Here is a 12,873-nt window from a genome sequence, read left to right on the forward strand (position 1 = left end):
CATGAATAGACGGACAGAATATATACTAGCACTGATCGGAGCAATCGTTAATACAATCGTTATAGGGTGCGTAGGCATGTTAGTAATGATTGGTTTTATCGCTTCCTTCTTTCCAGAAGATTTCTCAGCGGGTGACGTGCTATTTGGAGTGATCGGTCTGGGAATCTATTTTTTATTTTTCCTACTCTTAATGGGAGCATCGGTCGTTCTCGGATTTATCAGTGCTAATAAATTAAAATACAATGCTCCGGAAGCAAAAAATTGGGGAGTTGTCTTGATTGTACTGGGTGGTTTGCAAATTGCTAGCATTCACGGCATTCTTTACTTGATTTCCGGAATTATGACAGTTGTGAAAAGAGAAAATAGCTATAACTAGAGGACAAAACAATACTGCCTAAAGCGGTATTGTTTTTTTCTATTGGGGTATAGAACCTTAAGAAAAAGAAAAAGTCAGGGGAACGGATATGGATACGATTTTAATTATTACGATCTGCATCGTCGTAGCAGGACTGCTATTTGATTTCATCAATGGATTCCATGATATCGCTAATGCAGTAGCAACATGTATATCAACAAGAGCTTTAAAGCCAAGAGTAGCGATCCTCATGGCGGCGGTCATGAATTTCTTGGGAGCCATCTCTTTTACCGGGGTAGCAGAATCGCTGACTAGTAGTATTATCAACCCATTTAAATTGGAAAATGGTGTTTTCGTCGTCTTATGCGGGGTACTTGCAGCAGTTATATGGAACCTACTGACATGGTTGGTAGGAATGCCGAGCAGTTCTTCTCATGCGCTGATCGGGGCGATCGCCGGGGCAGCGGTTGCTTCGGCAAATTCGTTCCAGATCTTGAATTACACCGGTTTTTTGACGATCATCCTAGCACTTATTATTTCACCTATCTTAGGTTTTACCGTCGGCTATTTGATCTATTCCTTGATAAAATGGTTGTTCCGCAATCGCAAGCGGGCGAAAGCAAATCGCCATTTCCGGATCGCACAAATTTTTACAGCAGCGATCCAAGCATACTCACATGGGACGAATGATGCCCAAAAAACAATGGGGATCATCACTTTGGCGCTGATCACTAGCGGCTTTCAATCTAAATCCGCAGGGGTACCGCTTTGGGTGCAAATTTCGTGTGCAGCAGCAATGGCACTAGGCTCTTCGATCGGTGGATATCGAATCATCAAAACTGTCGGCACAAAAATCATGAAAATCGAACCAGTAACGGGAGTAGCGGCTGATCTCAGTTCACTATCCGTCATTATGACAGCGACATTGACTAAACTTCCGGTGAGTACTACACAAGTCATCGACAGCTCGATCATGGGCGTTGGGACGGCAAATCATAAAAAAGAAGTCAATTGGCGCACGGGGAAAAACATGCTCGTTACTTGGCTGATCACCTTACCGCTCTCAGGCACGCTCGCTGCCCTTGTGTTTTGGCTTTTAAATGCAATCTTTTTCTAAAAAGGGTTTCTAGTTCGTAGAAAATATTGTATGATGGGTAACAAAGAGATAGAAAGGATTATTACTATGAAATCTTATCTAAAAATGGTTCGGCCATTTGATGTTATCATAATCACCTTATTGATCCTGTTATCTTTCTTACCGATCATCATTTTTTCAGTTGTCCAAGCAAAGGAAACTGGTAAAGAAGTTGTTGCAGTCATTACCCAAGATGGCAAACAGATCCGGAAGATTACGTTGACGGGCCACAAGGGAGACGATATTTTTACGATTCATGGAAAAGGAAAGCAATATAATATCATGGAAGTAAAAGGAGAAAGCATCCGTATCAAGGAAGATAACAGCCCGGACCAAGTCGGGGTGAAAATGGGTTGGAAAAGCAAGCCAGGCGAAACGATCATCTGCTTGCCGCATAAATTATTCGTAGATATAAAAACCAAAAAACCGCAGAAATCCGACTCAAACGATATCATTATCCCGAATTAATGTTGTTGCTTGAACCAGCAGAAAAAATCTGGTAGGATGAAAAAAATGGAAACGGAGGGATTTACTTTGTCTGAAGAAGAACGTTTGATTCTATTTGATGAAGAAAAAGCAAAAGCAGCCGGAGAAGAGATCGCAACACAAATCAGTACAACAGCTGGTAAAGCAGGCGAGGTGATCGGTGATCTGTCCAAGATCGCCATTTATGGTTCCGCACTCGTTGTAAAATCCGCCGCCAAAACCTCGAGTTCTTTTGTCGAAGGATTTAAAAAAGGCTGGAAAAAGTAATATCGATTGGATAAATCATGACCCAACTTGAAGTCTATACGGCTTCAAGTTTTTTTGTCGAAAAGTTGTCATAAAAAGTTAAAGAAAAGCAAAAAATTAACAAAAACGCTAGAAAATTTTATTATCATGTGTATAATAGTACCAGAAAAGAGTTGGGGAAGATTCTTTTCCATTGAGGTGTACAGATTTGAAGAAAAAATGGCTCTTTATTGGGCTGATCATTCTTGCAGCAGCTGCGCTTATCATCGGTACATGGTTGTATCACAAGCATCAGATCAAAGTTGCGGAAGAAAAGCTAGAGAAGAAAATCGACCAGTCGGTAAAACAAAACCCAGGGATCGCTTTTAGAAAGGCACATCACAAGCAGGGCGATGTGCAGATCACAACGTATATCCCGCTGACCAAAGACAAACAGGATAATAAGTTGGTAAAGAAACAAATGGACACGTATATCGCGCAAGATTTGAAGGCCTTACGATCCGACAAACCGCGTTACTATTTTTATACGTTTAAAGAACAGTCTTCTGCTAAGAATACCGACAGTTTCCGCATTGAGAAAGTCAGCTATGAACGTCAAGGAACCAAGCTCGTCCAATTGAAAAAAAGAGAGCTGATCCAAACTTTGACATTGGATCAAACGACTAATGACCTGCTTACTTTGCAGTCGATTTTTAAGAATTCCTTCTATAAAAAAGCAGCATTCAAAAAAATCGTGGCAGAAGCTGCGATCCGTACTGGCAAACTTCGAGTTGCCAACGGAAAAGATCTAGCAGCTATCCAGTTTCCAAACAAGGCGGGTGCCTATGATTTTCATTTGACGAATGAAGCGCTGATCCTACCAGTCAAGATCCCGCATGTGAAAACAGTCAAGAAAGTAACGATCCCACTGAAAACGATTGGTTATCAGCTGAAAGAAAAGCATCTGAATAAACAGTATGCACGTCCAGAAGTGCCACGGATCTCCAAAAAGAAAACCATTGCGCTTACTTTTGATGATGGTCCAAGCAGTTTGTATACGCCAAAGATACTGGATGTTCTGCGCAAACATCATGCCAAAGCAACTTTCTTTGTACTTGGCTCCAATGTTGAAAAAAATCCGGCATTGGTCAAACGTGAAATGGCGGAAGGGCATCAAGTCGGTAATCATTCTTGGGATCACCCATTATTGACGAAGCGTCTTGCGAAGGAAGTAGCCCAGCAGATCTGGGGAACACAGATCGCTGTCTATCAAGCCACAGGGCATTTTCCAGCAGTGGTCAGGCCGCCATATGGTGGTATTGATCGGCAAGTCGCAGAGGTTGCTGGTGTGCCGATCGTAGAATGGACGATCGATACGCTTGATTGGAAAGCGAAATCAGGAAATAGTGTAACTAAAGCAGTGCTGGCGAATGCAGGGCAAGGCGAGATCGTCTTGATGCATGATATTCATGGCAAAACTGCTGCCAGCTTAGATAAAACACTGCGAGTACTCAAAAAACGTGGTTATAGATTTGTAACAGTCAATAAACTACTCGGACAAGAATTGCAATCAGGCTGTGAATATTTCAGCAGCTATAATCACCGTACTGTGAAATAAAATAAAAACGGTTTGGAAAGAAAGCATGATGCTTCTTTCCAAACCGTTTTCTTATTTATACATACTTTCTACTAAAGGTTTCAATTGCTTAATAACTAAACCACTGCCACCGCGGCCATTGACATCTTCTACCATTCCTACTAAGAGAAAATCGGGATTGTCGGCATCGAAGGTATAGAGGAATCCATTTTCTTTACCGGATTCTCCTTGTTTCTCTTTCAATTCTGCTGTTCCAGTCTTGGCGGCTAATTTTTTACCGTTTAAAGCTAAGGCGTGTGCTGTTCCGCCAGGATCGCTGACTGTTTTCACTAATGCCGCTGCGACTTTATCAGCTGAATCAGCTTTCACAGCCTGTTCAAGTGGTGCAGCCTTATCTGCCAAAATCAGCCGAGGCTGCGGGATTTTCCCGTGATTTGCGATGGCAGAGTAGGCTACCGCTTGTTGAATGGAAGACAGCAGCAATTGACCTTGGCCATATGCAGTGTCTGCTAATAACACTTCGGAGGATAATCCTTCTTTGTTGGAGATTTGTCCAGGATTCATCGTAAATGGTAGATCTTTATAATCTTTGTCAAAGTTGAATTTCTTGAGTCCTGCTTCCAAACGTTTCGCACCGATCTCGAGTCCTTCTTGTGCAAAATAGATATTGTCGGAGAATACTAAGGCATCTGTCATGTTGACAGATGGAACGTCATGCACCCGTGTGACAAAATATTTGCCCCAAGAACTGTCTTTTTGCCATTTCAACCCGGAGATCTTACGGACTTTATCCGGTTTCGTCACGCCTAGATCAAGTCCGACTGCTGCCGTAAGCGTCTTGAAAGTCGATCCAGGTGCATAGCGAGTTGTATAGCGAGCTAAGAATGGCAAGTCTTTATTGTCAGCAAGTTTTTTATAATCCTTTGCAGAAATCCCAGCCGTCATTTGGTTGGGGTTGAAGGAAGGTGTGCTGACCAGTGCAAGCAAATCACCGTTCTTCGGATTGATCATCGTAGCTTGTCCAGTTTCGGTCCCTAAGCTGTCGAAAGCTTTTTGCTGAATAGCAGCATCGATCGTCAATTTGATTGGCTTCCCATCTGCTTTGGCTACTTGTTGAAGCACTTCCTCGTTTTTTGTTTGGCTGTTGACGATTTTGATCGTCCCACCGTTTTTACCGCGTAATTGTTTGTCGAAATAACGTTCTAAGCCTGTTTTCCCGATAACATCTCCTGCTGCTAGCGCTGGATTCTTTTTGATGTCGTCAGCACTGACTTCGCCAACATAACCGATCAATTGGGCTGCTGCTTCATTAAGCGGGTAGGTACGAATCGATATAGCAGAAGAGGCGAGACCCGGAAGATCTTTAGGCGTTCCTTTTTCGATCCATTTTTTGAGCGGAACAAAACTGTCCGGCTTCACCCATGATTGTGCTAATTGTGATTTTGCAAAAGCCGTTTCGACATGCAGTTCTTTACTGATTGCTTGGATATTTTTTTCTTTTTCCTTACCGCTGCCAAGTTTTTCAGGAAAGATGCCATACTGTTCGATATGATCCATCGTTGCCAATTTTTTGCCATTACGGTCGACGATATCACCGCGCTTGGCATCGTCAGAAGAGAAAAAGACTTTATCTGATTTGACCATCTTCGGGAAGATCAGATCCGGCTTCCAATTGACTTTCCATTTATCGCCTTCTTGAGCAAGTGTCGCGGAAAAATGTTTCGTTTTCAGCGGTCCCAAATCTGTTGTCATTTTTAAGTCATATGTCAAAGCAAACTGATTCTTTTCTTTTGCCTGTTTTACTTTCAAATTACTGATTTTGATATCTTTTGCGCCGATCCCGTTATAAACCGTTTGGTATTTATCGACCATTTCCTGTTTTGTGAAGGCTACTTTCTTCAGTGATGCGCTGTTGACGTCGTTTTTGAGTTTGGCATATTCCTGCTTTTGTAGATTTTTTGTAAATGATTCTGAAACAGCAGTTGCTTCATTCAATGCCCTGTTTTTAAAGTGAATAAAAAGAAATACACCCGCGGCGATAATAATAAGCGCTGCCACGATCCCAATACTGATCCAGATAGGTTTTTTAGATTTCTTTTTGTTTATCTGGTTATACATCTGAACACCTACTTTTTTATTTTTATACTTTTAGTTTACACGTTAATGGCGAAAAAGGGTATAGAATAATCGAGTTATGCTGAAAAAGATGCAATCTTTAAAAATTCTTAGTTATTTCATTTCCAATTATTTGCAAATTTATTGTAGTATAGTAGAGTAAAGTGTAAAAAATGAGGTGAAAAAATGGCGAAACATCAAAAAAAACGAAAAGTACGTGTAGGTCGTGTAATCATAGCAATCGTAGTCATTTTTTTGATTATCGGGGTTATCACGGGAATAGTTGCTTATAGTAAATATAAATCGAGTTTAAAACAGGCTGAAAAAGAAAATACACTGCAGTCATTTCCATTTAACGGAGTAAAATCTGGGAACGGCGATTTCAATGTGCTACTCCTAGGAAGTGATTCGCGTGGTAAAGATCGAGGACGATCTGATTCGATCATGATCGCCAGATACGATAAAAAAACAGGCACGCCAAAACTAGTATCGATCATGCGCGATACATATGTCGATATTCCGGGACATGGAAAAAACAAGATCAATGCTGCTTATTCGTTCGGGGGGCCGGAACTGGTTCGGAAAACGATCAAAGAAAACTTCAATGTGGATATCCAATATTACGTCGTTGCTAATTTCTCGCAATTCCCTAAAATCGTCGATACGCTGGCGCCAGACGGAATTGAGATCAATGCGGAGAAAAATATGTCGAAGAATATTGATGTTGCGATCAAAGCCGGAAAACAAAAAATGGACGGCAAAACACTCTTGCAGTACGCCCGTTTCCGTCATGATGCAGAAGGCGACTTTGGCCGGATCCGGAGACAGCAACAAGTTTTGAATGCACTGAAAGAGCAAGCGGTAAGTGCAGGTAGCATCACAAAGCTTCCCGATGTCTTAGGGAAACTCCAAGGGTATACCGCGACAGACTTGCCCAGCAATTTGTTATTCAAGACAGGAATCGATTTTGTCTTAGGCAAAACCGAGCCGCTTGAAAAATTCAGTATCCCAGCCAAAGGGTTATGGCATCCTGAACGAATCGATGGCCCAGGCGACGTTTTGCGAATGGATGATGTTGCAGCTAATGCAAAAGCCTTGCAGGATTTTTTGAATAAATAATATCGGTATCAGATTTTAAAATAAAAAAGCGTCCTGCTCTAAACAGATCATGTTTGGAGCAGGGCGCTTTTTTAGACTTTATAAGGTAGCTTAGCAAGAATACCCAAGAACAAGGCTTTTTCTTCAGAAGAAATGATATTTTCTGAGCTATTTCCGTAAGTAAGCTGTTCATACCGCTGTGTTAATACAGCTAGACCGTCTATCATGCTGAAGCGCTGAGCGAATTGACGCAGCGTTTCTGAAGACTGACGCTTTGTCTGGCTTGTTGTCAATGTATGAAGTAGTCGTTCATAAGCGGCAGTGAAAGTGATCGCTTCTTTTTCTAACTGGCGTTTCAATCGCCATACAGTGAACTGGCGCCGGAATAGGAAGGCGACTATTGCTAAAAGGAGCAAGATGATCGCTGTGATCGTGCTTATCCATAAAAGAATGGAATGGTCATTCGAAGAGGTTGTTTTCGATTTTGCAGTCTCTTTTTTAGATTGTTTTTGTTGTTCCTGCTTTTGCTGATTTGGTGTAGCCGTATCCGGTTTTTCCGCTGGTGTCTCAGTATCAGCCTCACTGTCATTAGTAGAATCGGCTGATTGCTCAGGAGCTTCAGTTTGCGCCTCGGTAAAAGTTTCCGGATTGCTGAATGTCGTCGTTGGCTCAAAGGGAACCCAGCCAGTACCGGGAAAATAGACTTCCGGCCATGAATGAGCGTTATCGTTCGTGATCTGATAGGTCATTTCAACATCGTCAATCATTGTACCACTGTTGAAGCCTTTCGCCCAACGAGCAGGGATGCCTAAGGAACGAAGCATCACGACCATGGCTGTTGAAAAATTATCGCAGTAGCCAATTTTTGTGTCGAACAAGAATTGATCGACATAGTCTTTACCGCGATCTGTGACATCCGCATTTTCGATACTATAGGTGAAACGTCCACCGCTGTTTAAATAAGTCTCGATTGCCTTGGCTTTATCATAAGCTGTTTTTTCACCAGCAGTCACCTTTTCCGCTAACCGCTTGACTCGTTTCGGCAGTTCGCGGGGCAGTTGGGTATACTGGGCGAGAAATTGTTTGTTGAGCTGATCCATCTTTGCTTTTTGCATCGTAGGAATATCATAAACAGGGGGTTCCAGTTCGATGTGATACTTCTTGATGCCATTTTCAGTGGTGAGTTTGTCGCCAGCGGGCTGGTAGCGTATATCACTTGCACCGCTTTGGAGTTTGTCCGTACCATATGGATAAGCAATATAACCGTTAGATGCAGTGAATTCAATATCTATTTGTTCTTTCGCTTTCGTATCATAACGGTCATTCAGGTCGATAGGAAAATCAGTCTGTGATGAAAGCGGCTTTGTTTTTTCTGCTTTCGGCGTTTCCCAGCCTTTTCCTGTATACTGCCATTTTGCTTCCACGCGATAATAATGGGCACTTTCAGTCTGAACTTGAAAGACCTCAGTACTATCATTCTCTAAAGGACCGCCTAGACGTGAATCATCTTCACTGTAGCCAATTTGTCTGGTTGTATCCAGCAGACCAAACTTGCTTTTAAGCGTCGGAATCGGATCGGCAAAATAGGGCTTATACGTGGGAAGCTGGGTCGCTGCAAAAAGAATAGCAAATAATAGCGCGAATATGCCCAGATGATAAAAGATCCGTTTGCTAAAGACATGGCTGGAGGGACTCAAATTGGCTTGCCAATTAGCGAGATATAGAATCAAAAATCCAAACAGACAGCTTCGGACAATCGCAAAAGTAGCGTCATATTGTGTAAATGTATTGATGATGAGCAAATAGAGCAATGTCATGATAAGAATATTCAAAACACGTTGTTTCCGAAAAATAGAGTAAAACGTGATATAGGCAAGTAGCCATAATGCCACTAAGAAAATAAGATAGATAAATAGCGGCGGCACAGCTTTTGCGGATAATTCCGTCATTGCTGCGATCCCATCTCGGACGTTGTCTATGAAAGTAGAAATAGCACTGATCCTTAGCGGGTTCGTACCTTTCACCGCTAGAGTGCTGAAAAGATAAACCAACACGAAATGAATCGGAAAAGAAATATAAAAACGCAGTTGGAAGAAACTGCCAAGTAAGCAACTGGCGATAAACAGCAATGTCCACGAACTACCGCCGATTCTCAAGATATCATGAAAAGGATACACCCACTCAGCAATCAAAAGGAAAGCAAATACCAATAAGCAGCCACTAAGGATTCGTTTAGACATTGCGCGCCTCCTTTCTTATAAGATCCGCAAGTTCCAAGACTTTATCAGAATGGAGCGTGGGATCCCCCTGAGCAGTAACGATTTTTAAACTATCATGATAACGATAATTTTCCAGCATACGTTGGATCGTTTCATCGATTTCGGGAGTAAAGACGATAGTTGGACCATCAGGAATCAGTAAATCTTGATCTGCCGGCTTTGCTTCCAAATTGGCAAATAAATGCGCGATCGTTTCGGTGAATGCTTTACCTTCGCCAGCTTGTTGAAAAGTTTCAGTGGGAATCAATAATTCGATCGGCTGACCTTGCTCCGATAAATGACGAACGAAGGAATAGCAGGCAGTCAAACTTGTTTCGTGATCAACTGCATGTTTATTATGAAAAAAGACATGTAGTTCAGCATTGCGGCTACTTTCGTATTCTTTCATAAAAAGTTCATTCTTTTTGGCTGTAGTTTTCCAATCAATCAGCGCGATACGGTCACCGTTTTGGAATTTGCGTAGACCGTGGATATTTTCGTTTTTCATCAAGGACCAGTGATCCGCATTTTGCTCGCCTTGCGACAGTGAATCAGCAATGGAAAGGGCTAACGCTTTTTCATAAGCGGGATACACTAGCAACGTCTCAGTTGTTTCGAGCTGGATACTTTTCGCGATCAAGTTGAAAGGATCACGGGTGGTCAGCCGGACTGTAGAAAAGTCGACAGGCCCACGTTTTGCAGGGAAGCCAGGTAGCGGAACAAGGAGCTTTTTACGGAAAAATGGAGAAATAGTCTGTTCCAGCCACCCGCTGGTGTCAGTTTTGGAACGGATCTGCTGTTGGATTTTTAAATTACCTTGTAGAAAGGGGATTTTGCGCTGTAGCTGTAAATGGACATGGATCGTTTCGCCAGCTGCGTAATATGGCTGTGCGAGAGCATACTGGATACGCCAGTTGCGCAGTGGTGAAATCGAGACGATCAATAGCAATAGTAGGATAAATGTAATGAAATAAGTTAAAAACCAGCTGGCTTTGTCGCCTTGAAACAATGTGAACAGGCAGACGAGGCCGTAGACGATGATCCAGAAAACCCACCTGCCGATAAAGCGGAGCGTTTGCTTTTTCATATCGGATTATCCTTTCTTTGCCTGGATAGGAACGGTGCTTATGATCTCTTCGACGATTGAACGAATCGAAGCCGCTTCAAAGCGATAAGCTGTTTTAAGGAGTAGGCGGTGTTCAAAGATAAAGGGTGCCAGATATTGGACGTCATCCGGAATGGCATAATCGCGTCCTTCAATCAGGGCATATGCGGCTACGGCTTGCATGAAAGCGAGGGTCCCCCGCGGACTTACACCGAGCAGGATCTTCGGGTGGTTTCTTGTTTCTTGAACCAGCTGGATGATGTATTGCTTTAATTCGGTATTGATATGAACGTCTTGAACTTGTTTTTTTAATGCCAAGATCGCTGTTTTGTCTAATACTTCATTCACAGAAGCAAGCGTATCCGTCTTCTCTTTACGTGTAAGTAGTTCCAATTCTTCTTCTGCTGTCGGATAGCCAATGGCAAGTTTCAACAGGAAACGGTCTAACTGCGCTTCGGGTAGCGGATAAGTTCCTTCGTATTCGACTGGATTTTGCGTCGCCATGACGAAAAACGGATCTTCTAATAAATGAGTCACGCCATCAACGGTGACGCTGTTTTCAGACATTCCTTCTAGTAAAGCAGCTTGTGTGCGGGGAGAAGTACGATTGATCTCATCGGCTAATACGATATTGCCAACGATCGGACCAGGCCGGAATTCAAATTCACGCGTTTCCGGATTGAAAATGGAGATCCCTGTCACATCTGCTGGAAGTAAGTCAGGGGTAAACTGAATACGCTTGAAACGTATCCCCATTGCTTTTGCAAGCGATCGGACAAGCATCGTTTTCCCAACACCCGGGACATCTTCTAATAAAACATGTCCATTGGCTAAAAAAGCGGTCAAACATAATTTGATCGTTTCACGTTTCCCGACAATCGCTTTTTCCACCTCATTTATAAGCGTTTCTATCGGATTTCTTTCTATATTTGCCATTATCTTACCTCGCTCTCCAGCTTATTATGGTACTAATGCTACTATATTACCATTTACTTGTAAATTAAGTTTTATTTTATGCTTGTGGGGAACTCAAAAAAGAGTGAAACAATAGAGGAGGAAGTTAAAAATGATGGAAAATTATATCAATGGTAAATTTGTATTAAGTCATTCTGATAAGACGAAAGAGCTGATCAATCCGGTGACAGAAAAATTTATCGAAACCATGCCTCAATCAAATGAACAAGATGTAAACGAAGCTATTGCCGGCGCCAAAGAAGCGCAAAAGGAATGGGCGAAAAAAACAATGGCGGCAAGAAGCGAGATCGTGAAAGAACTAAAACCGATCCTTGAGGAAAATAAAGAAGAATTAGCAAAAATCTATGTAGAAGAACAAGGGAAAACTTTTAAAGAAGCAATTGGTGAGATAGAACGTTCTATTCAATACATTGATTATATGGCCGGCTTTGCATATCATTTAGAATCAGAAGTAGTCCCAAGTGAGATCGATGACGAAATGATCGTCTTCTTAAAGAAACCAATCGGCATTGTAGGCGGAATCCTTCCTTGGAATGCACCGGTCTTTGTTTTGATGCGTAAGCTGATTCCAGCTCTGATTGCAGGTTGTTCGGTCGTTATCAAACCAAGCAATGAGTCCCCGCTGAATACTCTGAAAATCGCCGAATACACGCAAAGAACAAGCCTGCCAACAGGTCTTTTCCAAGTCGTTGTTGGAAGCGGCTCGGAAGTAGGGAATCAGCTGTCTAAGCATCCAGATATCGATTTGATCTCCATTACCGGGAGCACGGGTTCTGGGAAAGCAGTCATGAAGGCAGCTGCCGAAACAGTCAAAAAAGTAAACCTCGAATTAGGTGGTAAAGCACCAACGATCGTAACCGAACATGCGGATCTGCAAAAAGCTGTCCGTTATATCGTACAAGCGAGAATCAAAAACAGCGGCCAAGTTTGTACATGTCCGGAACGTGTATATGTCCATGAAAATGTTGCAGAAGCATTTACCAAAGAATTACGCGCTAGCATGGAAAAACTGCAAGTTGGCGATCCTTACGATGAAAAAACCGATTACGGTAGCATTATCAATAAAGAACAGCTGGATCATATCAGCGAATTAGTTGCTGGTGCAGAAAAAGAAGGTGCGAAGATTCTAATTGGTGGAAATAAGATCGACCGCGGTAAAGGTTATTTCTTTGAACCAACAATTATTACCAACGCGACACAAGACATGGAAATCATGAATGAAGAAATTTTCGGACCAGTCGTTCCGATCATGACGTATAAAACATTTGATGAAGTTATCGACTTGGCCAATGACAGTGTCTACGGGCTTTCTTCCTATCTATTTTCGGAAAACTATCGCGAGATCATGCGCGGTATCAATGAAATCCGCTTTGGCGAAGTATATGTCAACTGTGAAGCAGAAGAAGCAATCAATGGTTTCCATGCCGGCTTCCGCGAATCTGGACTTGGGGGCGCAGATGGACGCAAAGGCTTTGAAGAATTTTTACAAACGACAGTTGCCTACTTGCGCTATGAATAGGAGCA

The 12,873-nt window shown here is 42.4% G+C and carries 11 protein-coding genes; 7 read left to right on the forward strand and 4 right to left on the reverse strand.

Features of this window, described 5'->3' with window-relative positions:
* The first annotated feature begins 1 nt into the window (after window position 1).
* The 5 genes from HMPREF0556_RS09175 (at window position 2) to HMPREF0556_RS09195 (ending at window position 3,819) form a co-directional block, all read left to right on the forward strand.
* Window positions 2-376, forward strand: a complete 375-nt coding sequence (locus HMPREF0556_RS09175) for a hypothetical protein (protein WP_003757897.1) — start codon at window positions 2-4, stop codon at window positions 374-376.
* Between the two features lie 88 nt (window positions 377-464).
* Window positions 465-1,472 (forward strand): inorganic phosphate transporter, encoded by a 1,008-nt coding sequence (locus HMPREF0556_RS09180; RefSeq protein WP_003757898.1) that lies wholly within the window; start codon window positions 465-467, stop codon window positions 1,470-1,472.
* Window positions 1,473-1,538: 66 nt separating this feature from the next.
* Window positions 1,539-1,958 carry a NusG domain II-containing protein gene (locus HMPREF0556_RS09185; RefSeq protein WP_036108012.1) on the forward strand — a complete coding sequence of 140 codons (420 nt, stop codon included), beginning with the start codon at window positions 1,539-1,541 and terminating at the stop codon, window positions 1,956-1,958.
* 66 nt (window positions 1,959-2,024) lie between these two features.
* Entirely contained in the window at window positions 2,025-2,243 is a 219-nt protein-coding gene (locus HMPREF0556_RS09190) for a hypothetical protein (RefSeq protein ID WP_036108062.1), read from the forward strand.
* A 187-nt stretch (window positions 2,244-2,430) separates the two neighbouring features.
* Entirely contained in the window at window positions 2,431-3,819 is a 1,389-nt protein-coding gene (locus tag HMPREF0556_RS09195; protein ID WP_003757901.1) for a polysaccharide deacetylase family protein, read from the forward strand.
* 51 nt (window positions 3,820-3,870) lie between these two features.
* On the opposite strand, the gene pbp4 is transcribed toward HMPREF0556_RS09195, so the two are convergent.
* A complete protein-coding gene (gene pbp4, locus HMPREF0556_RS09200; protein WP_003757902.1) occupies window positions 3,871-5,916 on the reverse strand; it encodes a penicillin-binding protein PBP4(5) in 2,046 nt (681 codons plus the stop codon).
* A gap of 183 nt (window positions 5,917-6,099) precedes the next feature.
* Here pbp4 and HMPREF0556_RS09205 point away from each other — a divergent pair, with 183 nt between their 5' ends.
* A complete protein-coding gene (locus HMPREF0556_RS09205; RefSeq protein WP_003757903.1) occupies window positions 6,100-7,032 on the forward strand; it encodes an LCP family protein in 933 nt (310 codons plus the stop codon).
* A gap of 71 nt (window positions 7,033-7,103) precedes the next feature.
* Here HMPREF0556_RS09205 and HMPREF0556_RS09210 read toward each other — a convergent pair whose 3' ends face one another.
* Genes HMPREF0556_RS09210 through HMPREF0556_RS09220 form a run of 3 tightly spaced genes read right to left on the reverse strand, consistent with a single transcriptional unit; the run spans window position 7,104 to window position 11,310 of the window.
* On the reverse strand, window positions 7,104-9,251 hold the full coding sequence (locus HMPREF0556_RS09210) for a transglutaminase TgpA family protein (protein ID WP_003757904.1): 2,148 nt from the start codon (window positions 9,249-9,251) through the stop codon (window positions 7,104-7,106).
* On the reverse strand, window positions 9,244-10,356 hold the full coding sequence (locus HMPREF0556_RS09215) for a DUF58 domain-containing protein (RefSeq protein ID WP_003757905.1): 1,113 nt from the start codon (window positions 10,354-10,356) through the stop codon (window positions 9,244-9,246). The genes HMPREF0556_RS09210 and HMPREF0556_RS09215 overlap by 8 nt, the downstream gene beginning before the upstream one ends.
* 6 nt (window positions 10,357-10,362) lie before the next feature.
* The gene (locus HMPREF0556_RS09220) at window positions 10,363-11,310 is read right to left on the reverse strand and encodes an AAA family ATPase (RefSeq protein WP_003757906.1); all 948 of its coding nucleotides are present in this window, start codon (window positions 11,308-11,310) and stop codon (window positions 10,363-10,365) included.
* A 130-nt stretch (window positions 11,311-11,440) separates the two neighbouring features.
* Here HMPREF0556_RS09220 and aldA point away from each other — a divergent pair, with 130 nt between their 5' ends.
* Window positions 11,441-12,868, forward strand: a complete 1,428-nt coding sequence (gene aldA, locus HMPREF0556_RS09225) for an aldehyde dehydrogenase (protein ID WP_003757907.1) — start codon at window positions 11,441-11,443, stop codon at window positions 12,866-12,868.
* Window positions 12,869-12,873: the final 5 nt, after the last annotated feature.

Origin of the sequence: Listeria grayi DSM 20601 (assembly GCF_000148995.1) — a bacterium.
Classification (GTDB): Bacteria; Bacillota; Bacilli; order Lactobacillales; family Listeriaceae; genus Listeria; species Listeria grayi.

Coding starts and splice junctions, on each gene's coding strand:
- HMPREF0556_RS09185 (WP_036108012.1), top strand. CDS start 1,539: ATGAAATCTTATCTAAAAATGGTTCGGCCATTTGATGTTATCATAATC.
- aldA (WP_003757907.1), top strand. CDS start 11,441: ATGATGGAAAATTATATCAATGGTAAATTTGTATTAAGTCATTCTGAT.
- HMPREF0556_RS09220 (WP_003757906.1), bottom strand. CDS start 11,310: ATGGCAAATATAGAAAGAAATCCGATAGAAACGCTTATAAATGAGGTG.
- pbp4 (WP_003757902.1), bottom strand. CDS start 5,916: ATGTATAACCAGATAAACAAAAAGAAATCTAAAAAACCTATCTGGATC.
- HMPREF0556_RS09215 (WP_003757905.1), bottom strand. CDS start 10,356: ATGAAAAAGCAAACGCTCCGCTTTATCGGCAGGTGGGTTTTCTGGATC.
- HMPREF0556_RS09180 (WP_003757898.1), top strand. CDS start 465: ATGGATACGATTTTAATTATTACGATCTGCATCGTCGTAGCAGGACTG.
- HMPREF0556_RS09210 (WP_003757904.1), bottom strand. CDS start 9,251: ATGTCTAAACGAATCCTTAGTGGCTGCTTATTGGTATTTGCTTTCCTT.
- HMPREF0556_RS09205 (WP_003757903.1), top strand. CDS start 6,100: ATGGCGAAACATCAAAAAAAACGAAAAGTACGTGTAGGTCGTGTAATC.
- HMPREF0556_RS09175 (WP_003757897.1), top strand. CDS start 2: ATGAATAGACGGACAGAATATATACTAGCACTGATCGGAGCAATCGTT.